Genomic DNA, 24412 nt, shown 5'->3' on the forward strand with positions numbered 1-24412 from the left:
GCCGCGCCCTAGCGGAAGATTCCGGGCAGGCTCAGCGCGTCCATGGTGTCGTCGCTGAGCGGGTTGTCCCGGACCATGTAGGTCCACGTCGAGGTGGGCCGCGCCAGCTTGGACAGGTCGATACCCGGCTCCGATTCGATCTGCTCGGATGTCTCGAGAGTCTGCTGGGCCGCCTCGATGGCGTCGGCCGCCAGCGAGGCGAACGCGTCCAGGGCCATCCGGTGGAATTCGTCGAGCGGGTTCTGCCGGCCCAGTGCGCGCAGGTGGATGCTCTCCCGGATGTCGGCCAGGAACGCCAGGTGATCGGCCCAGCCGCGGTCCAGGTGGTAGAGCATGATCAGCCGGCAGATCTTCTCCAGCCTGGCATCGGCATCCTGATCGTTCTCGCCGAATTTCTTGCGCAGCTCCGCGAACCGCTGCGGGGCCAGTTCGGCGAGCTCCTCGCGCGCCGCCGGGGTGGACAGCAAGGTGTTGCGCCGTTCGACGATGATGGCGCGCTGCTGGGCGATCAGCTGGTTGTAACGCCAGGTGTTGGCGTGGATGTCGAGCAGCTTGCCCTCGGCGATGCGCTGCGCGTGGTCGAGCATCCCGGCGGCCTTGGGGCTCAGGATCCGGCCGTCTCCTGCTTCCAAGTCGGTTTCCATCGGCAGCTTGTTGGCTTCCAGGTTGGTGGCCGCGACCTCGTCCTCCCAGCTGGAGAAGAACACCGACGAGCCGGGGTCGCCCTGCCGGCCGGCACGGCCCCGCAGCTGGTTGTCCAGGCGCTCGGTGTGCTGGCGGCCGGTGCCGATCACGTGCAGCCCGCCGAGTTCGACCACCTGGTCATGGTCTGCCGCGTGGTTCTCCGAGGAGCCGCCGAGCCGGATGTCGGTGCCGCGCCCGGCCATCTGGGTGGAGACCGTGACCACGCCGAGCTGACCGGCCTCGGCGATCACCGTGGCCTCCTCGGCGTCGTTCTTGGCGTTGAGCACCACCGCCGGCACCCCGCGCTTGCGCAGCCGCTCGTAGAGCTCCTCGGACTCGGCGACATCGTGGGTGCCGACCAGCACCGGCTGCCCGGTGGCGTGCACCTCGACGATGTGGGCGACGATGGCGTCGTTCTTGGCCGCGGCGGTGATGTAGACCCGGTCGGTCTCGTCCTCCCGGATGTTGGGCATGTTGGGCGGGATCGGCGAGACTCCCAGCTGGTAGAACTGCCGCAGCTGTTCACCGGCGGCCAACGCCGTACCGGTCATGCCGCACACCGTGGGATAGCGGTTGACCAGGGCCTGCACCGTGATGGTGTCGAGCACCTCGCCGGTCTCGGTCGTCTCGATGCCCTCCTTGGCCTCGACCGCGGCCTGCAGGCCGTCCGGCCAGCGCTGCAGGGCGGCGATCCTGCCGCGGGAGGCGTTGATCAACTGCACCTTGCCGTCGCGGACGATGTAGTGCACGTCGCGCTGCAGCAGGACGTGGGCGTGCAGCGCGACGTTGACCTCGGTCAGCGTGGACACCACGTGTTCCTCGGAGTACAGGTCGATGCCGCCGAGCGCCGCTTCGACGCGGCGCGCCCCATCTTCGGTGAGGTGGATGTTGCGCCGGTCCTCGTCGGAGTCGTAGTCCACCCCCGGGGTGAGCCGGCCGATGAGTTCGACGATCTCCATCCGGGGCGTCTCCCGGTGGGTGGTTCCGGCCAGCACCAGCGGCACCAGGGCCTCGTCGACCAGCACCGAGTCCGCCTCGTCGATCAGCGCCACGTCGGGGTTGGGTGAGACCAGGTCGTCGACGTCGGTGACCAGCTGATCGCGCAGCACGTCGAAGCCGATCTCGTTGATCGACGCGTAGGTGACATCGCATTTGTAGGCCTCGCGACGCTCGGCCGCCGTGGAGTCGGCGGTGATCCAGCCGACGGTCACGCCCATCGCGGTCAGCAGTGGCCCCATCCATTCGGCGTCGCGGCGGGCCAGGTAGTCGTTGATGGTGACGACGTGCACGTGGCGCCCGCCGATGGCGTAACCGGCGGCGGCGATCGCACCGGAGAGCGTCTTGCCCTCGCCGGTGGCCATCTCGACCACATCGCCGGCCAGCATCCGCAGCGCGCCCTGCAGCTGTACGTCGAACGGGCGCATCCCGATGCTGCGTTCGGCGGCTTCGCGGGCGATCGCCAGGAACTGCGGGATGTCGGAGGCGTCCGCCAGATCCTTGAGCTTGAGCAGTCGCGCGGCCTTGCGCAGCTGGTCGTCGTCGAGGCCGGCGGCCTTCTTGGCGAAGCCGGCCGCCGCGTTGACCTCGGCCATCGAGCGGCTCTGGTTCTTCTCGGTGCTGGCGCCCAGCAGTTTCCAGAATTTTCCGCTCAGCCGACCCGACTTGGCGCGCGTGGTCCCGGAGACCGTTTTCGAGGTGTTAGCCACAGCACAACCGTACGCGGTGGCCGGTGTCAGCACCCCGGGGGCACCGCCGGGCCCGTCGGCCGTTCGCGGTCTGCTCATCCGACGCGATGACGTGGGGCTGCGGTAGGTTTCGCACGGGATTTTCTCGATTTCCGATACCGCCCGCGACGTGGTTCCGGCGGTAGCGATCCGCAAGGAGACGTGGCAGTGGACTCGAAGCTGTTCAACCCGTCCATCGACTGGGCGCGCGCACTGCCCGATTCGCTGTTGTGGATCGCGATGGCCTGGGCCATCAGCGCGGTCGGTGTGGTGGTCGTGGTGATGCTGCTGCGGACCAGCACCCGGTGGGGCCGGCAGTTCTGGGAGATCACCGGCGGCTACTTCACCGGGCGCGACAGTGCCCGGGTCTGGCTGATGCTCGGGGTGTTGCTGCTGTCGGTGATCACCGCGGTGCGGCTCAACGTGCTGTTCAGTTTCCAGGGCAACGACATGTACTCCTCGCTGCAGACCGCGTTTCAGGGCGCCGCCGGCGGCGACGAGGCGGTCAAACAGTCCGGCGTGCACGGGTTCTGGGTGTCGATCGGCATCTTCAGCCTGATGGCGGTGCTGCATGTTGCGCGGGTGATGCTCGATATCTACCTGACCCAGCACTTCATGGTGAACTGGCGCATCTGGCTCACCGAGCGGCTCACCGGCGACTGGCTCGAGGGGCGGGCCTACTACCGCGCCCGCTTCGTCAAGACGCCCCTCGACCCGGCCGTGGGCGAGGCCGTCGAGGGAGCGATCGACAACCCCGACCAGCGCATCCAGCAGGACATCGACATCTTCACCGCGGGCAACGGCGCCAACCCCAACGCACCGGCCAACGGCACCGGCAGCACACTGCTGTTCGGCGCCGTGCAGTCCATGGTGACGGTGGTGTCGTTCACCGCGATCTTGTGGAACCTGTCCGGAACCCTGACCGTCATGGGGGTCGACATTCCCCGGGCGATGTTCCTGATCGTGCTGCTCTACGTGGCCATCGCGACCATCGTCGCGTTCTGGATCGGCCGGCCGCTGATCCGGCTGAGCTTCCGCAACGAGCTGACCAACGCCGCCTTCCGGTATGCGCTGGTCCGGGTGCGCGACGCCGCCGAATCGATTGCGTTCTACCGCGGTGAGCTCGCCGAACGCCTGCAACTGCGGGAGCGGTTCGGCGCGATCATCGACAACTACCTGAAGTTCGTGAACCGGACTATCGGGTTCGCGGGCTGGAACCTGTCGGTGAGCCAGGCGATCGTGCCGTTGCCCTGGGTGATCCAGGCGCCGCGGCTGTTCTCCGGGCAGATCATGTTCGGCGGGGTGGCGCAGACCGCGACGGCGTTCGGCAATATCTCCGATTCGCTGTCGTTCTTCCGCAACGCCTACGACAACTTCGCCGGCTACCGTGCCTCCATCATTCGTCTGCATGGGCTGGTGGAGGCCAACCAGGAGGCCCGGGAACTGCCCGAGCTACTGGTCAAGCCCAGCACCGACGGCACCGTGGCCCTCGAGGGCATCGAGGTTCGCAGCCCGGCCGGTGACCCGCTGATCGAGGCGCTGGATGTGCACCTGGGCGTCGGCGACGCGATGATGATCGCCGGACCGTCCGGCAGCGGGAAGACGACCCTGCTGCGCAGCCTGGCCCAGCTGTGGCCGTACGCCTCGGGCACCCTGCAACGTCCCGACGCCGACAACGAGACGGTGTTCATCTCCCAGCTGCCCTACATCCCGTTGGGCGATTTGCGCACCGTGGTGTCCTATCCGCTTGCGCCGCAGGAGATCTCCGACATCGCGTTGGTCGATGCGCTGGGCAAGGTGCTGCTGCCGCACCTGATCGACCAGCTCGACAACGTCGAGGACTGGGCCAAGGTGCTCTCACCGGGCGAGCAGCAGCGGGTGGCGTTCGCCCGGCTGCTGTTGACCCGGCCCAAGGCGGCGTTCCTCGACGAGTCGACGTCGGCGCTCGACGAAGGGCTGGAGCTGGCGCTGTATCAGCTGCTGCGCACCGAACTTCCCGACACCATCGTGGTCAGTGTGAGCCACCGGCACACGGTCCGCCAGCATCACAAGCAGGTGCTGGAACTGCTCGGGCGAGGCCGTTGGGAGCTCACCCCGGTCTAGGGCCTCCCCGCCTCCCGAGCGCGCCAGGGTGACCGGTCAGCGGGAGCGGGCCGCCGCGTGCGCACCGGCGCGGCGACCGAAGAACGAGCCCTCGCCCAACTGGGTGCCGCTGGCGTAGCCCTTGCCGTCCTGGGCGATGTTGGCCGCACACGCGCCGGCGGCGTAGAGGCCCGGCACCGCGCTGCCGTCGTCGCGCAGCACCTCGCCGTCCACCGAGGTCGCCAGCCCGCCGATGGTGAAGCCGGCATACATCGCCTTGCCCAGCGACAGGTCGAAGGCACCCCAGGGCCCGGTGTCCTGCGGGGCCAGGAACGGCGGCTGCTTGTGGAAGTCGGGGTCCTCCCCGCGCGCGGCGTAGGTGTTGTAGCGATCCAGCGTCGCCACCAGGTTCCCCTCCGGAATACCCAGCGCCGCTTCCATTTCCGGCACGGTCTCCCAGCCGTCGATCAGCGTGATCAGCGGCACCTGCGGTGTGCGCAGGTGGGCTTCGTCGACGATCAGGAACGCCGCGCTGCCCGGCTGATCCATCACGTAGCCCGACGTGCGCGAGTGATAGGAGTCCTCGGCGACGAAGCGCTTGCCTTGCGCGTTGACGATGATCCCGGTGAGCAGGATCGACGGCGGATAGACCGGCGCGGTGATGAATATCTGGTCCATGTGCTTGGTGGCACCGCCCACCGACATTCCCATCCGGATGCCCAGTCCGTCGTCGTAGGTGTTACCCAGCACGAACGGCTTCTCCGCCAGTTTCGGCGTGTACTGGGCGACCATCTCCGGGTTCATCACGAAACCGCCGGCGGCGATCACCACCGACTTCGCTTTGATCGCACCGCCTTCGGTGAAGTGCTTCCAGGTGACACCGGCGACCGCGCCGGAGGCGTCGGTGACCAGGCCGGTGGCGCCGGTTTCGTAGCGGATCTCCACCCCGAGACTGTCGGCCCGCTTGAGCAGCAGGTCGATTGCCATCTTCGCGCCCTGGGTGTCGCCCTTCACCGGGACCTTGTGTCCGCGCGGCGCCGGAACGGCCTGGTTCAGGTACGGCCACACCTTCTCGTTGCCGGTGAACATCAGCCCCTCGGTATTGGGCTGGATCACCGCCTTCTCCGGGTAGTAGCTGCGCTCGAACGCAATTCCGAGATCTTCGAGCCAGTTGAAGTGTTCGACGCTGCTGTCGCAATACGCCCGGATCTTGTCGTGCTCGGGCTCCCGGGAGACCGCGACGAGGTACTTGTACATCTCGTCGGGCGAATCCGGATGCCCGGTCGCCTGTTGGACGGCGGTTCCGCCGCCCAGGTAGAAGTGCCCGCCCGCCATCGCGGTGGTGCCGCCCGCCTCGGCGGCCCGCTCCAGCACCAGCACCCGCGCACCGGCGGCCGCCGCGCTGACCGCCGCACAACCACCGCCGATGCCGAATCCGATCACGACCACGTCGACGTCATCAGACCATGACGAAACATCCTCTACACCAATGGTTTCCGGTATCTCAGTGGTCATCGAACTCGTTCCTTCCCGTGCTGGCGCTGCGCGTCGTCGCCGGCGCGGCTCACCGCTGTTGCTCTTTGATGTAGTCGAAGACGGCCCGGATCTCCGCCGGGATGTAGGCGATCTCCACGAACGGGACTCCCGCATCGACCGCCGAGACGTAACCGAACCGGATACCGCCGGGCATCACCCCTTGGGCCACCACCTCGGCGCCTTGGGCGGCGACGTCGTCGAGCATCGCGGTGAAGTCGTCGGGGTCGGCGGCCTCGATGCAGATGTGATGCAGGCCCGGGCCGCTGCCGCGGAGGAACTCCGAGTAGATACTGCGCCCGCTGACCGGCGCGATCAGCTCCAGTTGCATGTCGCCGGCGTAACTCAGCGCGATGTCGGCGACGAAGTCGGCCGGTTCGCCTCGGTAGGTGCAGGTATCGGGGGCGAAATGCACGCCCGGCATGCGAATCCACTTGCGGGCGCCCAGCAATGCGCTCAGTGTCGATTCGGTGGCGTCGAGATCACTGGTGACCCAAGCGATCTGGACGGGTGGTCGAGGCGGTGGGGTCATGGCTGGAGGGCGGGTACCCCGACGTCTTCGCGGACCTGCTGCGAGATCGCCGGCCACGACACCGCGGCCGGATACTGCCCCCACACGCTGTTGAACAAACCGACGATCCGGGCGGAGCCGGGGCCGCGGATCACATACACCGGACCACCGGAGTCGCCCTGTTCGCTTCGAACGCCGTGGGTCATCGTGAACCATCCGTTGTTGACCCGCTCGACGGTTCCGCAGGTCTCTCCGGTGACGATACCGAAGTGGCAGACCGGCTCTCCCGGCGACACGGTGTCGTCCGGTCCGGCTTCGAGTCGCAGGCCGCCGGGCAGGATGTCGTTGGCGTCGACGTCGCCGGCCAGCACGATCGCCTCGTAGTCGGCGATCACCTGATCGGTGTTGACGGTCGCACCGTTGGGGGTGTTGTCGCGGAAGGTCGCCAGGGTGCCGATGAGGTTTCCGGCCCGGTCGGTGACCGGACCGCTCCCCCGGCAGTGGCCGGCGGTGAATGCGACACGCATGATCGGGTCGACGTAGCCGAGTGTGCAGACGTGAGTGTCCTGGCGGATCTCCATCCCGGGAAACACCAACACCGGTGCGGCGCGGGCGGTACCGACCGCCGGGATCGCGGCTGCCGCCCCGACTGCAACGCCCACCGCCAGCACCCGCACAATGCGCCCGCGCACCGTCGACTCCGATCGTTGAGGGCCGGTCAGTCCGGCCGGGATGCGACCGCCGTGATCACCGGCGCAACGCGGCGGCCCGGCCCCGTGTGGGCTCCGGGCCGCCGCATCGGCCGTCAGCGGCGATCAGGGGATGGTCAACTCCTGACCGGGGTGGATCAAGTCCGGGTTGGCGATACCGCTGGCCTCGGCGATCTGCGGGTACTTGTTGCCGTCACCGTAGAACCGCTCGGCGATGGCGAACAGCGTGTCGCCGGAGACCACGGTGTACTTGCGTGCCGCGGGTGCGGCCGGCTCGGCGGGAGCCTCCTCGGCGGGAGCCGCTTCAGCCTTGGGCTCCTCGGGCGGCGGGGCGTCGGTCTCGGTCTTGGTGGACCAGGCCGCGCCGTCGGCGGCGTACAGCACCAGGTTGCGGTCGTCCTGCAGCACCAGCTTGACGTCCTTCTTGCCCTTGGTGTCGGTGTGCCAGATGGGCTTGTCGGCGGTGTAGAGCACGAAGTTGCCGTCGGTCTGCACCTCGGCGCGTACCACGTCGTTGCCGTTGGTCCCGGAGGCCCAGATCGCCTTGCCCCGCGCCGCCAGCACCAGGTTGCCGTCGTCCTGCAGTGTCAGGGTGTACGCCCCGTTCTTAGAGGTCAGCGACTCGCCTTTGACGAGCTTCTTCCCTGCGGTGAGCGTGTCTCCCAAGCTCTGTGCCACGTTGTTCCCTTCTCATCGGCACGCCGCGGCCCAAGACGCCGGGGCGCTGTCGCTCGGATGCGACGTCGCAAGCCTATGCGAACAGCGGTCGGTGCGCCCCCTCATTGCCGCAGCGCCGCCGAAGCCCGCGACGGTGCGGGTTGCCAGCCGGGCGGCCCGAAAACGTAGCCGAGCCGATCCCGCCACCGGGTCGCGGCACGCACATCGGCGATGATCGAGGCGTATTCGTGGAACTGCAGCTTGACGATGTTGAAGGTGTCGACCTGCTTGGTCAGCCCGTAGTGCGGCCGGAACCGTTCGGGGGCGAAGCTGCCGAACAGCCGGTCCCAGATGATCAGGATGCCGCCGTAGTTGCGGTCCAGATACTCCTGGTCCATGCCGTGGTGCACCCGGTGATGCGAGGGGGTGTTGAAGATGAACTCGACGGCACGCGGCAGCTTGTCGATCCGCTCGGTGTGCACCCAGAACTGGTAGACCAGATTCACCGAGAACGCCGCGAACACCATCCAGGGTGGAATACCCAACAGCGGTAACGGAATCCACAGCAGGATCTCGCCACTGTTGTTCCACTTCTGACGTAGTGCGGTGGCCAGGTTGTAGTACCGGCTGGAGTGGTGCGCCTGGTGGGTCGCCCAGATCAGCCGGACCCGGTGCGCGATGCGATGGTAGGTGTAATACAGCAGGTCCACGCCCAGGATGGCGATCACCCAGGTGTACCACTGCCGCGGCGACAGGTGCCACGGCGCCAGGTAGGTGTAGATCGCCGCGTAACCGAGCAGCGCGAGGAACTTCCAGCCGGCGGTGGTGGCCACCGACACCAATCCCATCGAGATGCTCGTCCAGGCATCCCTGGCGCGGTAGGAGCCGCGTTCCAGGTCGGCGAGCTTGCGGGCAGCCGTCCATTCCAGCGTCAGCAGCAGCAGGAAGAACGGGATGGCGAACAGCACCGGATCACGCATCGGGCCCGGCAACATCGACCACATACCGGCGATCACATCCACCGCGCTCACCTCCAGTGCCAACAGCCTAGATCGGTCCGGGAGGCATCACTCCGCCGACATGGCGGCCTGCCCCTCGGCGTGCCACTGGACCGCGTAGACACCCGGTTGCAGGGAGAGCTCGCCGACCAGCCGCTCAAGCCGGTCCGGCGCCCGGTTATCCGACAACATCGTGGCGGTCAGGGTCATGTTGTCATCGGCGGCCAGGCTGGTGTGGATCCCCCGCAACACCAGGTCGTTACCGGCGGTGTGCTGCACGATCTGGGCCCGCAGGTACTTCTCGGCCTTCGGCCGGCAGACCACCTGGACCTGGTAGGGCGACCGCGGCTCGTCCTCCTCGATGTGTTGATCGCGGTCGATGAACCGGCCCAGCGGGCGCAGCAACAGGTGGGTGCCGACGATCGCGCCGGTGCCGATCACCGCGAACAGCACATCGCCGGCGGCCGCCAGCACCCCGACGGCCGCCGAGCACCACAGGGTCGCCGCGGTGTTCAGACCGCGAACGTTGAACCCCTCCCGCAGGATCACGCCACCGCCGAGGAATCCGACCCCGGACACCACATAGGAGGCGACCCGGGTGGAACTGGTGTCGCCGGCGGACACCGAGTAGAGCACGAACAGCGTTGCCCCCGCCGCCACCAGCGCATTGGTGCGCAACCCGGCCATCCGGGCCCGCCACTGCCGTTCCAGCCCGATCAGCGCACCGCAGCCCAACCCGACGGCCAGCCGCAGCGTGAACTCGGCGACGCTCAGCGTCTGCATGGCCCCAACGATGTCACAACTATCCGGCGACCACGGGCCGGGCCATCACCGTCGGCTTGAAGCCGTACCGCGGCGCGGCGAACCCGAAGTTGCGGCCCTGCCCGGCGCCGGCCAGTGGCACGCCCGGCATCCCGGCGGCGCCGGCTTCCGGTGCGTGCGCGGCGACCGTCCACCCGGTGGCCGCGACCGACGTGCCCGGGGCTGCCGTCGCGGGAATGGCGGCCGCCCACGTCTTGGGCACCGCCAGTCCGCCGACCGCGGCCGACTGGCCCATCGACGCCGAGGCCGTACCCAGGCCTCCCAAACCGGCGCCCAGGCCGTGCGCTCCGCCACCGAACCCACCGAGCCCGCCGAGCATCGGCGTGAACGGGTCGATGGCGCCCAGGCCCAGCGGGTCACCCGCGGCGATGGCAGCACCACGCACCACCGCCATGTCGGCGGCGAAGTTGGAGATCCCGGCCGCGCCCATCGGGCTGAACGAGCTGCTCATCAGGTTGGTGGCCGCGTTGGTCAGGTCGCCGGTGCTGATCCCCTCGGCGCCCGTCACCGGCGGCGGCTGCACCGGGGCCGACAGCGTCTGCAGCGTGTGCGGCGTGTTCGTGATGGCCTCGGACAGCGCGTTCTGCGCGTTCGACGCGGCGGCCGTGCCGTTGGCCTGGGCGGCGGCCGCCTGCTGTGCGCCCTGCGCCGTCGGGTCGGCGACCTCGTGCGGTGAGTTGAACGGCGTCACCTTGGTGGCCGCCGCCGACGACGCCGCGTACCCGTACATCGCCGAAGCGTCCTGGGCCCACATCTGGCCGTAGTGCGCCTCTGTCGCGGCGATCGCCCCGCCGTTCTGGCCCAGCACGTTGGTGGCAACCAGGGTCGCGAGTTGCGAACGGTTGGCCACCACCAGCGGCGGCGCCACCGTCATCGCGTACGCCGCGTCGAACGCCGCGGCCGCCGCCTTCGCCTGGGCGGCCGCTTGTTCCGCCCGAATCGCGGTGGTGCCCATCCACGCCGCGTAGGGCGCGGCCGCGGCGGCCATCGCGTTGGAGGCCGGTCCCATCCAGCCCTCGCTGATGAGACCGTTGATGACCGACTGGTAGGCGGCCTCGGCCGAAGCGAGTTCGGCGGCCAGCTTGTCCCACGCCGCCGCGGCGGCCATCAGCGGTCCCGAGCCGGGGCCGGTGTAGATACGAGCCGAGTTGAATTCCGGCGGGAATGCTCCGAAGTCCATGGCATTGCTCCTTTTTGAGGGTTGGTTGAGAGGTGTCTGGTGTTGCGGCGGGTGTGCAGGCACGTCGATATCCCGATACACGTTGCGTCCGTAGTTGACCGGAGGCACGAATCGGGTTAGCCGGTCATGGCGACATACCGGAGCCGGGCATGTCGAAGAAATCGCTGCACGACGAAAAGCTAGAGCTGACAAGCGTTTTCAAGACACGCCGAAACCTGACGCGTTCCGCTGAGGGAAGCGCGCCAGATGACGAATTCAGCGCCGGTGCGAATCAGATGGTGAAAGCAGTACCGAGATCGAGGGAGACGAACATCGATCTCGGATAGGAACTATCACTCGGACTCAATGTCGCTCTCACCTCCTCTCGGCCTGGGCACGCGAGGGTGCCTGCACGTATGCACACAGAGGTGGGGACGCCCGGCGACGGCCGGGCTCTCGCACCCCTCTCGTCAGAGCTTCGGCACTGCACGGCGTGTCCTTACTGCGTAATCAACGCAGATCTGGAAGCCACTTGGGCTCAACCCTTAATCCGGGAGGAGCTGTCCTGACCCGGGGCGTCTTTCGACGTTCGGGGTCAGTGGCCTATATCCGTGCAGACGCCTCACCTAACGAGGTGCTTGCCTCACCATAGTGCACCAGGTGACCGGCAGGGTCAATCGGGCACGGCGGGGCGGGTGCGGCCCGCGGGCCAACAGTCCGCTTCGGTGGCCAAACCGCCTGTCGTCGGGCAGAAGTCGCACCGGTTTCAGCCGGGCTGCCGATCCGGTCCGGCGTTGTTCTGGCCGTCGGGGTTGACGTGCACCGCATGCACCCCGGGTTGCTCGGCGAGTTCCTCCAGCAGGCTGTCGAGGCGACCGGGGTCGACATGCCAGTGCTGCACATCGGTGGTGCCGGCCAACTCGGTGACCAGGCGTTCCAGTCGACTCTGCGCGTGGCCGTTCATCGCCGCGGCGGGACGGCTGCGCGGTTCGGCGCCGGTGAGTGCCCGCGCGGCCAGGCTCGCCAGCGCCAGGTCGGCGAAGACCCCGGTGGGGATCTGCGGTCCGGCGACCGCGGCGGCCGGCGCCGCCGGTGGGGCGCCGGGCAACACCTCGCCGACCATCGTGGCCGCCGGGGCGGCCGTCACCCAGCTCGCCGGGACGCTGAGTCGGCCGATCGTGCCCGCGCCGCCCACACCGGCCGATACCGACCCGGCGCCCAGCGATGCGTCGGTTGCGGCCAACGCCGTTGCCCCGGAGCCGAACCCGGCCTGGCCGCCGGTGGCCGCGGCGATGTCCAGGTCGATGTTGAGATTGCGGGAGTACTGGATCATGCCGTAGAGCACGGTTTTGATCGCGTCGTTGAACGGCACGATAGTCTTCGGCAACAACTCGATGTAGGAAACGATCTGGGTCAGCGACAGCGCGGTGGCGGTCTGGGCCGGTTGCGTCGAGGCCGTCGTAACCGCCGCCGCCGGGGCAAGCCCGTTCAGCGCCTGCGGTATTGCGGTGATCAACCGCCCCAACTCGGTGTTCCGGCTGCCGCTGGTGGCCGGTGGTTCGGTGAACGGGGTCAGCATGGCCGCCGCGGCCGACCGAGCTGCGTAGCCGTACATCGCCAGTGCGTCCCGAACCCACAGCTGCGCGTACTCCGCGTCGAGCGTCGCGATCGCCGCACTGTTCTGACCGAGCACATTGCCGGCGACCAGTGTCGCCTGCGCGCTGCGGTTCGCAGCGATCACCGGCGGTGGCGCGACGGCGGCGAAGGCCTCGTCGAAGGCGGCCGCGGCCGCGGCGGCCCGGGCGGCAGCCTGCTCGGCCAGCGCAGCGGTGGACTCGAGCCAGTCCACGTAGGGGACCACCGCGGCGGCCATCGACTCCGACGCCGGTCCCAGCCACCCCCGGTCGGTCAGGACCGACAGCACCGACCGGTAATCCCCGGCAGCCGAATCGGTTTCGGCGGCCAGCCGCGCCCACGCGGTCGCGGCTGCCAGCATCGGCCCGGAGCCCGGACCGGCATACAGCCGTCCGGAGTTGACCTCCGGCGGCAGCGCGGCGAAATCCATCCCGCTCACCCCCGCCCGGGGGGTGGCGCGGTGTCGGGCGGAATCGGTGCGCCGGTGTCGAAGTAGATCTCGTGGACCCCGGGCTGCCCGGCCACCTCGCCCAGCAGGCTCTTGAGTCCGCCCGGCTCGGCGTGCCAGTGCCGCACCTCCCCCACCTCGGTGAGCCGGCCGGCGGTGCGCTCACCCCGGGTGTTCGCCCGCTCGCCACGCTCTCGCCGGGCGGCGGACATCGCGGCTGCGGCCATGCCCGCACTTCGTCCTTCCGGTGCCGCCGCGGCGATCACCGGTGTCGCGGCGGGCATCGTCGCGGCCTCCGGGACCGACTCGGCCCAGGCCGGCGGGACCGCGAGACCACCGACTGCGCCTGCGTTCCCGGCGCGTGCCGCCACCACCGGGCGCCCTCCGGCGCCGATCGGTTCAACGGCACCCAATGCCGTTGCGCCCGAGCCGAACCCGGCTCGGCCTCCGGTGGCCTGGGAGATGTCCAGATCGGTGTTGAGGTTGCGCGCATACTGCCCCATGCCGTAGAGCACCGAGATGTTGGTGTCGTTGGCAGGCAGCACCGTCCGGGCCAGGGTCTCGAGATAGGAGGCGCCCTGCGATACCGGGTCGGTGCTCTGCGCCGAACCCAGCACGTCGACCGGTGCGGCCTGCGCGCCGCCGGAGCCGGAGAGTCCGCGCAACGCCTGCGGTATCGCGTTGAGCAGTGCGGACGGCTGGTCGTGCGCACCGCCCGTGAGCGCAGTGTCCGGTCGGCCGGCCACCGTGGGCGGCGAGGTGAACGGCTGCACCGCGGTCGCGGCTGCCGAGCGCGCGGCGTAGCCGTACATCACCGTCGCGTCCTGCAGCCACATCTGCCCGTATTCGGCCTCGGTGGCCGCGATCGCCGTCGCGTTCTGCCCGAGTACATCGGAGCCGACCAGCTCCGCCAACAGGCTGCGGTTCGCGGCGATCACCGCGGGCGGCACGGTCGCGGCGAACGCCTGCTGGTAATCGCTCACCGCCAGCATCAGCAGGTTCGCGGTGTGCTGCGCGACCGCTGCGGTGCCCGCAAGCCAGGTCGCATAGGGCGTCGCCGCCGCCGCCATCGCCTGTGACGCCGGACCGAACCATGCCTGCCCGACGAGTTCGGCGATCACCGCCTGATAGGTCGCCGCGGCCGAGCCGAGCTCCCCGGCCAGTTCCCGCCATGCGCCGGCCGCTGCCGTCATCGGCCCCGCGCCCGGACCGGCATACATCCGCGCAGAGTTGGTCTCCGGCGGCAGCGCCCCGAATTCCGGCATCGCTCTAGTCCTCCGCCGACGCCGGAATCACGATGATGGTCGCCTTGCTCGGCTTACCGGGCTTACCGGCCGCCCGGCCGGTGACACCGCCGGCACCGCGCGCGCCGGCACCGGCGTTGAGACTCATGGCGCGGCCGGCCAGACCGCCCAACGCCAGGTCGCCGGCCAGCCCGCTCTGGTTGTCCGCGGCAACGGCGGCAACGGCGTCGGGCCCGGCCTCGGGGAAGACCGCGGCGACGGCCTTCGCGGTCTGGGTCTGGGCGAGCCATCCCGGTGGCACCGACAGCCGACCGATCGAGCCGCAGGTGTCCAAACCGGCCGACACCACCGGCAACGGAGCGCCGGCCAGCCGCGCCCCGGCCAGCACTTGCGCCGGCAACGGCGGATCGAGCCACGGTTTGGGCCCCATCGCCCGGTTGACCGACGAGACCACGTTCGCGCCGTTCATCGGCAGCAATACACACTGGATCGCCAGCAGGTACGGGATCCCACCGATGCCGAACAACGAGATCGGCGACAGCGGCCCGGCCAGGAAATCGAGGATCGCCGTCGGTTCGGCCTGCGCCGAGCCCGATACCGCCATGCCCTGTAAGACCTGCGGCACCAGCGAGATCAGCTGGGTCAACGACGACTGCGCCTGGGCGCCGGCTCCGGTCGCCGCCTGGCCGGCTGCGGCCGACTGTGCGTGCAGGCCGACCGGGTTGGTGGTCTGGGGCGGCGGCGCGAACGAGGGCAGCGTCGTGGCGCTGGCCGATACGCCGGCGTAGCCGTACATCGCCGCGGCATCCTGGGCCCACATCGCGGCGTATTCCAACTCGGTCGCCGCGATCGCCGCGGTGTTCTGGCCCAGGATGTTGGTGGCGATCAACGACAGCAGCAGGCTACGGTTCGCCTCGATCAGTGGCGGCGGCACCGTCGCGGCGAACGCCGCGTCGTAGGCGGCGGCCGCCGCTCGGGCCTGGGCTGAGGACTGTGCCGCCTGCGCAGCGGTGCTGCCCATCCAGCCCCAGTAGGGTTGCGCGGCCGACGACATCGCTGCCGCCGTCGGGCCGGACCAGGCTTGGGCGAGGCTGGTGACCACCGAGTTGTACGACGACGCGGTCGAACTCAACTCGGCGGCCAGCGCCTCCCATGCTGCTGCCGCCGCCAGCATCGGCCCGGAACCGGGACCCGAATACATTCGCCCCGAGTTGATCTCCGGTGGCAGCGCTCCGAAATCCATGCCCTCCACCTCTGATCGATCGGCCGCGGCGCGGATTTCCGATTAGCCGGTGACGGCGCAGCGCCCCGGGGGTTCGGGTCGGTCAGGCCCAGCTGGAGCCCACCGAGGCGTCGGTGTTGGCCATGTTGTTACCGGCGGTCTGCACCTTCTGACCGTGGGCGTTGGCCTGCTCGTAGATCACCGCGAAGTTGCGACCCAACTGCGCCACGAACTCCTGGCAAGCCACCGAACCCGAGCCACCCCAGAAATCCCCGGCGGCCATCACGTCGTGCACGATCGCCTGGTGCTCGGCCTCCAACGAGGCGGCCTGGGCACGGATCAACGCGCCGTGGGCGTTCACATCGCCGAACTGGTAGTTGATGCTCATCTGTGGTTCTCCTTCTAGCTCGACAGGATCTGCTGGGAAGCAGCTTCCTGCTGCTCGTAGTGGTTGGCGTCGCGGATCAACCCGTCACGCACCCCGTGCAGCATGTTCACGATGTTGCGAAACGCGGTCTGCATCTGACCCATGGTGTCCATCGAGGTCTTCTCGGCCAGACCACCCCAGCCCGCACCGGAGATGTTGGTCGACGACGCCCACATCCGGCGGGCCTCGTCCTCAACGGTCTGCGCGTGGACGTCGAAACGCCCCGCCATCGCCCGCATCGCATCCGGGTCAGTCATAAAACGTGTTGCCATGAGAATCCCTCCTAGGTTTGTGAAAAGTGTTGTGGTGCAGCGGTAGTGGAATTATCCGGCTGATGCGGCGTTGGCCGCCTCGGTCGCCGCGTAGGAATTGGCGCTGGTGTTCAACGTGGCCACGAAGGCCTGATGGATGGCTTCCGCCTGAGCGCTGATGGACTGGTACATGCTGGCGTGCGCGGCGAACTGGGCCGCGGTCAGCGCCGAGACCTCATCCGCGGCAGCCGGAACCACACCCGTCGTCGGCATCGCCGCGGCGGCGTTCTGGGCGCTGAGCGCCGAGCCGATGGCGGCGAGGTTGCCCGCCGCGGCGGTCAACGCCTCGGGTTGGGTGTTCACGAATGACATAGGGCCCTCCTCAAAGGGTGCCGGCCGCTAAGGCCGACGCTAATCGAGTGCGTCGAGCATGCACCGGCTCAACACAACATGGTCTTAAAACGCAGAATCGGCGCCGAAGCCGGATCGGAACGAATCGCTGACCGATCTCGGGCGATGGGCACAATCACCGGGACACAAGTCTCGTCCTCACCTCCTCGCGCCGCCACGGACCGCTGGGGCCGGAACCGCCCCCTACCTGCGCAATGGTGGCACCGGTATCAGCAAGCGTCAACCCGCCGGCCCGGTCGCGGCACTGTGAATCGGCTGGCGGGACGCTGTCGGCTCAGGAAGGCTTCTTCTCGGCGACCGCTGCGCTGAGCCCTTCGGCGAGGTCCTCGCGGGTCAATTCCTTGAACTTGTGCAGCCATTCCGCGCTGAACTCGGTGACGTCGCCTGACAGCACCGCGTCGAGTTCGGAGTCGTCGAGGCGGAAGCTGCGGTGGTCGCGCGCCTTCTCCACCACGTTGCGCACGAATCCGGCGTTGCCCAGCACGTCGATCCCGCGGATCAGGTCGCCGTCCTCGGAGTAGTTCTCGTCGTTGTAGAACCTGGTGTAGGACGGCAGCAGCCCCTCGACCGCTTCGTCGCTGACCACGTCCTCGTTCTCCGCGCCCATCATCTTGGTCAGTTCCACCAGTTCCGGCGGGGTGTAGCTGTAGAACTCGATCACGGTCGAGAACCGTCGCCGCAGCCCCTGGTTCACCTCGAGCATCTTGTCCATGGCGTTGGCATAACCGGCACCGAACACCACCAGTTCGTCGCGGTGGTTCTCCATGTAGAGCAGCAGCGTGTTGATGATGGCGTTGCCGTAGGCGTCGCCTTGGCTGTAGCCGCGTTCGTGCAGGGTGTGCATCTCATCGAAGAACACCGCGCCGCCGAGCGCATCCTCGAGCAGTTCTTCGGTGTTCTTCTCCGCGTCGGCCATGTAGCGGCCCAGCAGCTTGGAGCGGTTGGTCTCGACCACCAGCGGTTTGCGCAGCACGGTCAGGCCGCACAACTGCTTGGTGAAGGCGCGCGCCACCGACGTCTTACCGGTGCCAGGCGGCCCCAGCAGCAGGGTGTGCCGTGATGTCACCGGAACCGGCAGCCCCATCTTGGCGCGCGCCAGATTCACCTTGGTGGTCGCCTTGATCAGCTTGATCTCTCGCTTGGCCTGCTCCATGCCGAGCATGGCTGCCAGCTCCGCGTCCCCTTCGGCCAGGTATCTGGCGGCCTCTTCGGCATGCCGGTGTGCTTCGGCCTGCTCCCGGGTGGGGGCGCTGTCCGGGTCCCACGGATCCGTGCGGGCCTCGATGGTCTCCGGGTCGGTCAGTATGAGCCGGTAGTCCGAGTTGTCCAACGCCTCACGGGCCGGTGCGAACTTCGCGTCACGCGAATACACCCGGCGCAGCAACTCGGCGGCTTCGTCCTCTTTGCCCAGATGACGCATGCACATGCCCTGGGTGTAGAGCGCGACGTTGGTGGCACCGGGGACCCGATCGCCCTCGATGGCCTCCTGGGCCCGCCGGGTCGCCTCCTCGAACACCCCCAGCGAGGCCAGCGCCGTGGTGGCCATCGCGGCGGCGGCCGCCTTGAGCTCGGGCTGGCGCCACGGCGCCGCCGCCGGGAACTGCTTGAGCACGTCGGGCCAGCGGCCGGTCCGGAAGTACAGCATGCCGCGCACGTAGCCGACCAGCTCCGTTTCGAACGGGTTGCGCGGCTCGATGCCGTCGAGCAGCTTCGCCGCCTCCTCGTAGCGCTTGGCTTCGGCCAGCGCAGCGGCATAGGCGGCGGCCAGCGACTCCACGCTGGTGACCCGCAGCCGCAGGAACATGCCATCGGAGACCTCGGGATGGAATTCCAAGTCGGACAAGCCCAGTCGGCGAGTCTCCCAGCCGAACGTGCGGACCGTCGCCCAGGCGTTCTCCAGCACCTCGATGTCGGAGTCGCCGGCCAGCACCCGGGCCAGCCAGGCGTCGCACATGCTCGGGTCGATCGTGGTGGCGGTGGTGAACATCTGCAACGCCACCTGCGGGTTGTGGCTCGGCTGCAACCCGTTGACCGAGATCCCGGAGGCCAGCATCCCGGCCACCATGGCGTTGCGGGCGTCGGACGCCGCCGATTGCGGGTTGGTCACGGCCGCGTCCCGGATGCCGGGACGGCGTACTCCTGCACCGCATCCACCGTCACGACCAGGTGTTCGCCGTCCTGCAGGTCCCGGCCGGGCACCGGCATGCGCGGATGCGCGGTGGGCGCCGGAAGGCTGGCGCAGACCGCCTCAAGCTGACGCCGCCCCACGAACCGGTTCAGCGCGGAGCGCACGTTGCCGCCCAGCTTGCCGGCGCTGTGGTACCGCACCAACACCGACACGCCGGTGGTCCGGCCGCCCCCCGGGGTGAGCCGCACCGTCACCACCGTCGCCGCGGTCTCCGGGTACCACAGGTGTTCGAGGTTCTCGTCGGTGATATCGGCCGGTGACAGCCAGAAATTGGTGACCCGACCCTCCGGCCGGGTGCGGAACAGCCGGTGCGAAAGTTGTGCCGCCTCCAGGCCCGCCAGGGTGGCCTCGTCGACGGCGTCGAATTCATCGGCGCGCAACGGTCGCGCACTGATCAGGCGTCCGTCGATCTCCTCGGCCAGTCGCTCGGTGGCCGCTGTCAGGGTCGCGGCCAGCGAGTCGCGTGCCGCCACCGCGTTGACGTTGTGCTGCGGGTCCATCCGCAGTACCAGCCAGGTGCGCCGGTGGTCGGGCATCGACGGGGTGTCCTCGAAGTCGACGTCCTCGGTGTCGCGGGGCGCACTGCGGGTGCCCACCGAGACGATGTCGATGCTGTCCAACCGCACGTCGAACTGGCGCAACCCGCCGGCGAGGCGCTCCAGTGGGAGGGCCGCCGGCTCCAATCCGCGCCGATGCCGGCCGGTCGCCTGCACCGGTCGGCCGCCCACCGCGATCACCGTCACCAATCGGCCCTCGTGCTCACGCATACCGATCGGCTCCCGCCCGAAGCGGCGGTGATGATCGACCGCGCGAGTGCGGCCGCGGCTCAGTGCCGCCTCTGGGTCGGCGACCTGATTGGCGAGCCATGCCGCCCACATCGTGCTGATCGGCACCTGCCGGTAGGTGACCAGCGCGATGAGCGCGACCAGCACCGCGACACCGACACCCGACCACCAGGCGTAGATGGCGACCTGCTCGTCGCCGGGCCATCGGCCGGCCAGGACCAGGATCCCGATGTCGATCAGAAAGACGATGGTCACCCGCGTCCATGACAGGTTCAGACCTAGTGCGTGCTGTGCCTTCATCGGTTCCTACGTGATCGTCGCAATGCTGCCACTCCCAGTGCCACTCCGGCCGCCGCGACCGCCGCCAACAACCCCGCGCCGGCCACCCACGCCGGCGTCATGTCACGTTCCGGCGGCATCGGCGGCACCTGCAGCGGTGCCGACAGCCGTTCCGGCGGTTGGGCCGGAACGTCGGGTACGTCCCAGGTCAGCGCGGCCACGGGGTCAATGATGCCGTAGCCCACCACGTTGTCGACGCCGCGTGCCGGCGGCCGCGCGGTGCGAGTCAGCCGGTTGATCACCTGATGCGATGACAATTCCGGGTACTTGGCCCGGACCAGGGCCGCCACGCCGGACACCAGCGCCGTCGAGAAACCGGTGCCCGAGGGCACCAGCAGCGAGTTCTCCGGGCCGTCGACCGCGTTCATCAGTCCATCATCACGCGGCGAGAGGCCCTCGATGTCGGTGCCGGGTGCGGCGATCGACACCCAGGGACCGGCGACACTCGTCTTGCCCAGCGGCGCCCCAGCCGAGTCCACCGCACCGACCGTCAGCACGTACTCGTCGTACCAGGCCGGCGTCACCACGGTGTTCACCCCGTTCCAGTCGCGCGGGTCGTCGGGCCGCATCGCGTTGTAGATCGGGTTCTGCTTGCAGTCCCGCCAACTCGTGTCGCCGGCGGCGGCGACGATCACCGCGTTCTTCTCGACCGCGGCGTAGCGCACCGCCGCGCCCAGATCGGCCTGATCGAGGAGGGTGCGCACGTTCATGCAGATGGCGTGGGAGATGTTGATGACCCCGGCGCCCATGTTGGCAGCGTGGACGATCGCTCGCGCCATCGTGTGGATGCCGTCGGTCTTCTCCCGCAGTTGAGGATCCTGCCCCTCGCCGAACGGCTCCTTGGGGCTGAACGCCTGGCTGTTCTGCCGGATCGAGATCAGTTGCACATCCGGCGCCACCCCGCTGAAGGCGTCGGGCCCCGGCCCGGGCGGCGGTGCCTTCGGCGCGCGGAAGTCGACCGGGGCGATGCGTGCCCGCCCGGAGGAACCGGCCGACCGCACCTCGCCGGAGTCGGTGATGTGCGTGGACGACGACGCGCCGTTGGCCGGCCCGGGAGCCGGGCCTGGAGCGGGCCCCGGCGCCGGAGCGGCAGGCGGAGGCGGCGCAGCCGGCGGTGCCGGAGCGGGAGGCGGGGCGGGCGGGCCGTTGCCCGGTTCCCCGCCCTCTGCCGGTGGTGGCGGCGGCGGCTCCGGTGGCGGCATCACCATGATCGTCGTCTGCGGCACCGGTGGCGGTGGCGACGGTTCGTTGGTGGGAACCGACGGCGGCCGCCGGGTCTGGCGTGGTGGCGGCAGCGGAGTCACCCCGTTGTCCGGCATCGCGGCGATCAGCGACGCCACCAGGGTGCCGTGCGCGTCACAGTCCGACAGCCCATCCCCGCCGGCCATCACGTAGTCGCCGCCACCGATGAGGTTCGGCATCCGCGGATGGGGAGTCACCCCGGTGTCGATGACGGCGACGCTCACCCCCGCCCCACGGCTGAACTTCCAGGCCTCCGGCAGGTTGAGCATGTCCATGTAGGCCGGCTGCACCCGGAAGTCGGTGTCGGGCAACACGCCCACCTCGGTGCAGTACGAGGTCTGCCGCATCGTCTGCGGCGGCCCGGGCGGACCGTCCGGCGGCAACGCCCCGGGGTCGATCCCGGGCCGTTCGATCGCGCCCGCGACCGGCATCCCGGCCAGCGAGCCGCTGGCCATCATGATCATCGCGGCGCCGGCCGCCGCGGTGCGCTGCAGCCGACGCACGCCCCTACCGGTACCGGATCGCTTCATAGGTATTCATCAACCACAGCGCCAACGGGAACAACGGCATCAGACACAGGTATTCGATCCACTCGACGAACTTGCGGAACAGCGGGCTGTAGATGGTGTTGGGCACGATCACCGCGGACAGCAGCCCGAACATCGGCACCAGCACCAGCACCGCCGCCCCGACCACCAGCGTGGTGGGTGTCCACAGTTGCACGACGAAGCGCACCACCACTGCGGCGACGATCACCAGGCCGGTCAGCGTCACCGTGACCGCCTGCCAGCGGTCCCGGAAGGAACGGCCCCGCAGCACCAGGAACCCGGCTGTCAGACCGGCCAGCAGCAACGGCAGCCACGTCCGGTCCGAGCGCGGGTCGCACAGGCCGGTGACACACACCGCGATCAACACGCCCAGCCCGGTCAGCAGGCCGGTCAGGAACGATCGTGCCCGTTCGGCGCGCAGCACCACCTCGCGGACCGACTCCGGACCCTCCAGGGACGGTGCGGCGCCGGGCGTGCTCACCACCGTGGTGGGCAGGTCGGGGCGGGCCTCGAACACCCAGCGGCTCGTCGCCGACGGGAAGACCGGCAGGCGCAGGCCCGCCAGCCACCGCGACAGCGACGGAGCCCACTGGTAGGCGAGCACGCAGGCCAGGTACACGCACGCCATGAGGGTCACGGCCCCGGTCAGGAACAGCATCCGCAGCACCCCGGCGAACATCACCGCCACACTGATGACGGTCACGGCCGAGTAGGCGGCCAACTGCCGTCCGGTGAGCCGGATGACCGACAGTGCGGCGATGCCGGCGACGCCGAATCCCAGTGCTGCCTGGGCGGCGCCGACCTCGCCGGGTACGGCTGCTGCGGCGGCCACCACCAGCGGAACCAGCCCGGCGGACAACAGCGTGTCGCCGGCCCACCGGTCGGAGGCATTGCGCGCCTGGATCAGGATCAGCGCGGCGGCGATCAGCACCAGGAGTGCCAGCCCGGCGCTGAATCCGGCCGTCAGCCAGCTGTCGTGTTGGAAGCGCCAGCCGGCGAGCAGCCCGGTGGCCAGCAGCACGCCCAGTGCCAGGGTCGACACCCCGACGCGCACCGCCGTTATCGCGTTGACCGGGGCGAACCGCTTGGCCAGGTTCACCGACACCGCGGTGGAGATGTGTTCGATGACCGGTGAACGCCGCTCCCGGTCCTCGATGAACCGCAGCCACAACCGGTCGCCGTCGTAGACTTCCTGCTCGGTCAGCGACTGGTTCGGCCGCAGCGCCGTGCCGTCGACCAGGCACAGCACCCAGCGACCGCGCCCGTCGGCTTCCAGGGTGGGCTCGTCGAGTTCGGCCAGCCGGCCGTTGATCACCTTGAGCAGCGGATCGAGCATCACCGACACGGGCGCGTCGGCGTCCAGCAGCGTCCCGATCTGGACTCCGTCGCCGGCCATGACGCCGACCACCACCGCCCGTGGCGCCGACGTTGCGACTTCACCGCCCGGCTGCGGCGCCTCGATCGCCGTGGTCACTGTTGCACCACCTGGTCGACGAATACTGAACCCATAGCTGCCGCCTCGCAATTTGTCATTTCAAAGTCTGTCCAATTCTAAAGGCATTGCATGTTATTCGCACGATTGGCGTTTACCGGCAATTTCCCGGTGCGTCACACGACATTTCGGTGCCGGTAGCCTCGGTGCACCGGCTAGACCCTCCGGTGCGTTTTCCAGGCGCCGTAAGGCAGGGTGTCGAGGACGGTTTTCACGCCCACCTGAACCAGCTGCGGGGTGGCCGGGCAGATCGCCAGCCATGCTTCGCCCGATCCGGCGGTGCGCGCCTGCTGATACAGCGCGATCCGGCCGCCGGACCCGTCTTTGAGCGACAGCACCGAGGCACTGGGGCCCTTGGCGTCGTCGCGGTATTGCCGCGCGTACACCGCGGCCTCGGCGGCCGGCTCCGACAGCGCCTGGCCCAGCGCGGCGACGGTGGCCGCGCTGATCCCCATCCGGCGCAGGTCTCCCCCGGTGAAGATGTTGAAGCCGGAGTCCTGCCAGCTCTGGGTCGCCTCGAGCATCTCCTCCATCGGCACGTTGACCGCGGTGATCTGCGCCGGATCGGCGTGGTGGATGGATTCCATGCCCTCGATCACCAGCGCGGCGATCGAGGCGGCATCGGTCACCGAGACGTCGTCGACGGTGATGTCGGTACCGACCCGCACCGCCGAGACCCAGTGTTCGCCGCGCCGAGCCAGCAGCACCCGGAACTCGTTGTCCGGGATGTCGCGGGTTCCCGGCGGCTGATCCTCGTCGTCGATGACGCCGTAGCGCAGTTTGCCCAGGGACAGCAGGGCGACCACCTCGAGGTCGGGCGCGGCCAGCACCTTCATCCGGGCGGCGACCGTCTCGTTGACCTGGTCCTCGACGACGATGCCCTGCTCCCGCATCACGGCCATGCCGGGGTGTTCCGACAGCCAGTCGTTTGAATCGGTGGAGACATAGGGGCGGCAACGTAATTCGGGCGCAACGTGACGGATATCCAGCAGCGCCTGCAGCAGCCAGAAACCCTCGACGTTGACGGTGATGTCTGTGCGGGTGCTCGGATCCATCACTACCCTCCTCTACCTTGCCGATGTACTGGCTATTGGATCACGCTGCGGCGTGGGCACGCCTGCTGCCACCATCCCACCAATTGCAGCACGCGGCAGCACACCGGTGGGTCGGTGTGCTGCCGCGCTGTGCGATTGCGGGTCGGTCAGGCCCAGCTGGAACCGACGGAGGCGTCGGTGTTGGCCATGTTGTTGCCGGCGGTCTGCACCTTCTGACCGTGGGCGTTGGCCTGCTCGTAGATCAC

The 24412-nt window shown here is 69.0% G+C and carries 20 protein-coding genes, 1 pseudogene and 1 riboswitch; of the genes and pseudogenes, 1 reads left to right on the forward strand and 20 read right to left on the reverse strand.

Annotated elements, in window-relative coordinates; all coding sequences use genetic code 11:
* Positions 1–8: 8 nt before the first annotated feature.
* Positions 9–2390, reverse strand: coding sequence for an accessory Sec system translocase SecA2 (secA2, locus tag AWC24_RS08895; protein WP_085084084.1), 2382 nt, complete (start codon positions 2388–2390; stop codon positions 9–11).
* Positions 2391–2576: 186 nt separating this feature from the next.
* On the opposite strand from secA2, the gene AWC24_RS08900 reads away from it, so the two are divergent.
* Positions 2577–4511, forward strand: coding sequence for an ABC transporter ATP-binding protein/permease (locus AWC24_RS08900; RefSeq protein ID WP_085084006.1), 1935 nt, complete (start codon positions 2577–2579; stop codon positions 4509–4511).
* Between the two features lie 36 nt (positions 4512–4547).
* Here AWC24_RS08900 and AWC24_RS08905 read toward each other — a convergent pair whose 3' ends face one another.
* The 19 genes and pseudogenes from AWC24_RS08905 to AWC24_RS08995 form a co-directional block, all read right to left on the reverse strand.
* Positions 4548–6005, reverse strand: a complete 1458-nt coding sequence (locus AWC24_RS08905; protein ID WP_085084007.1) for an FAD-binding protein — start codon at positions 6003–6005, stop codon at positions 4548–4550.
* A 49-nt stretch (positions 6006–6054) separates the two neighbouring features.
* Positions 6055–6555, reverse strand: coding sequence for a VOC family protein (locus AWC24_RS08910; RefSeq protein WP_085084008.1), 501 nt, complete (start codon positions 6553–6555; stop codon positions 6055–6057).
* Entirely contained in the window at positions 6552–7226 is a 675-nt protein-coding gene (locus tag AWC24_RS08915; RefSeq protein WP_407663424.1) for an Rv1815 family serine proteinase, read from the reverse strand. The genes AWC24_RS08910 and AWC24_RS08915 overlap by 4 nt, the downstream gene beginning before the upstream one ends.
* Before the next feature lie 123 nt (positions 7227–7349).
* Positions 7350–7910, reverse strand: a complete 561-nt coding sequence (locus tag AWC24_RS08920) for a LysM peptidoglycan-binding domain-containing protein (protein ID WP_109560382.1) — start codon at positions 7908–7910, stop codon at positions 7350–7352.
* A gap of 113 nt (positions 7911–8023) precedes the next feature.
* Positions 8024–8923: a sterol desaturase family protein gene (locus tag AWC24_RS08925; RefSeq protein WP_163705418.1), complete on the reverse strand. Its 900-nt coding sequence runs from the start codon at positions 8921–8923 to the stop codon at positions 8024–8026.
* Positions 8924–8968: 45 nt separating this feature from the next.
* The gene (locus tag AWC24_RS08930; protein WP_085084012.1) at positions 8969–9682 is read right to left on the reverse strand and encodes an MgtC/SapB family protein; all 714 of its coding nucleotides are present in this window, start codon (positions 9680–9682) and stop codon (positions 8969–8971) included.
* Between the two features lie 19 nt (positions 9683–9701).
* On the reverse strand, positions 9702–10901 hold the full coding sequence (locus AWC24_RS08935; protein ID WP_085084014.1) for a PPE family protein: 1200 nt from the start codon (positions 10899–10901) through the stop codon (positions 9702–9704).
* A 434-nt stretch (positions 10902–11335) separates the two neighbouring features.
* Positions 11336–11521: riboswitch (M-box (ykoK) riboswitch) on the reverse strand.
* 125 nt (positions 11522–11646) lie between these two features.
* Entirely contained in the window at positions 11647–12945 is a 1299-nt protein-coding gene (locus AWC24_RS08940; protein ID WP_085084088.1) for a PPE family protein, read from the reverse strand.
* A gap of 5 nt (positions 12946–12950) precedes the next feature.
* Positions 12951–14228, reverse strand: a complete 1278-nt coding sequence (locus tag AWC24_RS08945; protein WP_085084016.1) for a PPE family protein — start codon at positions 14226–14228, stop codon at positions 12951–12953.
* Positions 14229–14232: 4 nt separating this feature from the next.
* Positions 14233–15450 (reverse strand): PPE family protein, encoded by a 1218-nt coding sequence (locus AWC24_RS08950; protein WP_085084018.1) that lies wholly within the window; start codon positions 15448–15450, stop codon positions 14233–14235.
* Between the two features lie 82 nt (positions 15451–15532).
* Complete coding sequence (locus tag AWC24_RS08955; RefSeq protein WP_085084020.1) at positions 15533–15817, reverse strand: WXG100 family type VII secretion target; 285 nt, start codon at positions 15815–15817, stop codon at positions 15533–15535.
* A 14-nt stretch (positions 15818–15831) separates the two neighbouring features.
* Positions 15832–16128, reverse strand: coding sequence for a WXG100 family type VII secretion target (locus AWC24_RS08960; protein ID WP_085084022.1), 297 nt, complete (start codon positions 16126–16128; stop codon positions 15832–15834).
* 51 nt (positions 16129–16179) lie between these two features.
* Complete coding sequence (locus AWC24_RS08965; protein ID WP_085084024.1) at positions 16180–16479, reverse strand: PE family protein; 300 nt, start codon at positions 16477–16479, stop codon at positions 16180–16182.
* Positions 16480–16792: 313 nt separating this feature from the next.
* Positions 16793–18625: a type VII secretion AAA-ATPase EccA gene (gene eccA / locus AWC24_RS08970; RefSeq protein WP_085084026.1), complete on the reverse strand. Its 1833-nt coding sequence runs from the start codon at positions 18623–18625 to the stop codon at positions 16793–16795.
* Positions 18622–19791, reverse strand: a complete 1170-nt coding sequence (gene eccE / locus AWC24_RS08975; RefSeq protein WP_085084028.1) for a type VII secretion protein EccE — start codon at positions 19789–19791, stop codon at positions 18622–18624. Before eccE ends, eccA begins: the two co-directional genes overlap by 4 nt.
* Positions 19788–21602: a S8 family serine peptidase gene (locus AWC24_RS08980; RefSeq protein ID WP_085084029.1), complete on the reverse strand. Its 1815-nt coding sequence runs from the start codon at positions 21600–21602 to the stop codon at positions 19788–19790. The genes eccE and AWC24_RS08980 overlap by 4 nt, the downstream gene beginning before the upstream one ends.
* Positions 21580–23094 carry a type VII secretion integral membrane protein EccD gene (gene eccD, locus AWC24_RS08985; protein WP_085084031.1) on the reverse strand — a complete coding sequence of 505 codons (1515 nt, stop codon included), beginning with the start codon at positions 23092–23094 and terminating at the stop codon, positions 21580–21582. Before eccD ends, AWC24_RS08980 begins: the two co-directional genes overlap by 23 nt.
* A gap of 173 nt (positions 23095–23267) precedes the next feature.
* Positions 23268–24167: an ESX secretion-associated protein EspG gene (locus AWC24_RS08990; protein WP_085084033.1), complete on the reverse strand. Its 900-nt coding sequence runs from the start codon at positions 24165–24167 to the stop codon at positions 23268–23270.
* A 146-nt stretch (positions 24168–24313) separates the two neighbouring features.
* Positions 24314–24412: pseudogene (locus tag AWC24_RS08995) on the reverse strand (type VII secretion protein EsxI); the annotation flags it as partial.

This window comes from Mycolicibacter senuensis (assembly GCF_002101885.1).
In the GTDB taxonomy this organism is placed as follows: domain Bacteria; phylum Actinomycetota; class Actinomycetes; order Mycobacteriales; family Mycobacteriaceae; genus Mycobacterium; species Mycobacterium senuense.

What these genes read in the sequence shown, in the direction of transcription:
- AWC24_RS08955 (WP_085084020.1), bottom strand. Translation starts at nt 15,817, where the DNA reads ATGAGCATCAACTACCAGTTCGGCGATGTGAACGCCCACGGCGCGTTG.
- AWC24_RS08990 (WP_085084033.1), bottom strand. Translation starts at nt 24,167, where the DNA reads ATGGATCCGAGCACCCGCACAGACATCACCGTCAACGTCGAGGGTTTC.
- AWC24_RS08910 (WP_085084008.1), bottom strand. Translation starts at nt 6,555, where the DNA reads ATGACCCCACCGCCTCGACCACCCGTCCAGATCGCTTGGGTCACCAGT.
- AWC24_RS08945 (WP_085084016.1), bottom strand. Translation starts at nt 14,228, where the DNA reads ATGCCGGAATTCGGGGCGCTGCCGCCGGAGACCAACTCTGCGCGGATG.
- AWC24_RS08940 (WP_085084088.1), bottom strand. Translation starts at nt 12,945, where the DNA reads ATGGATTTCGCCGCGCTGCCGCCGGAGGTCAACTCCGGACGGCTGTAT.
- AWC24_RS08930 (WP_085084012.1), bottom strand. Translation starts at nt 9,682, where the DNA reads ATGCAGACGCTGAGCGTCGCCGAGTTCACGCTGCGGCTGGCCGTCGGG.
- AWC24_RS08980 (WP_085084029.1), bottom strand. Translation starts at nt 21,602, where the DNA reads ATGAAGCGATCCGGTACCGGTAGGGGCGTGCGTCGGCTGCAGCGCACC.
- eccE (WP_085084028.1), bottom strand. Translation starts at nt 19,791, where the DNA reads ATGAAGGCACAGCACGCACTAGGTCTGAACCTGTCATGGACGCGGGTG.
- AWC24_RS08905 (WP_085084007.1), bottom strand. Translation starts at nt 6,005, where the DNA reads ATGACCACTGAGATACCGGAAACCATTGGTGTAGAGGATGTTTCGTCA.
- AWC24_RS08950 (WP_085084018.1), bottom strand. Translation starts at nt 15,450, where the DNA reads ATGGATTTCGGAGCGCTGCCACCGGAGATCAACTCGGGGCGAATGTAT.
- AWC24_RS08935 (WP_085084014.1), bottom strand. Translation starts at nt 10,901, where the DNA reads ATGGACTTCGGAGCATTCCCGCCGGAATTCAACTCGGCTCGTATCTAC.
- AWC24_RS08965 (WP_085084024.1), bottom strand. Translation starts at nt 16,479, where the DNA reads ATGTCATTCGTGAACACCCAACCCGAGGCGTTGACCGCCGCGGCGGGC.
- AWC24_RS08960 (WP_085084022.1), bottom strand. Translation starts at nt 16,128, where the DNA reads ATGGCAACACGTTTTATGACTGACCCGGATGCGATGCGGGCGATGGCG.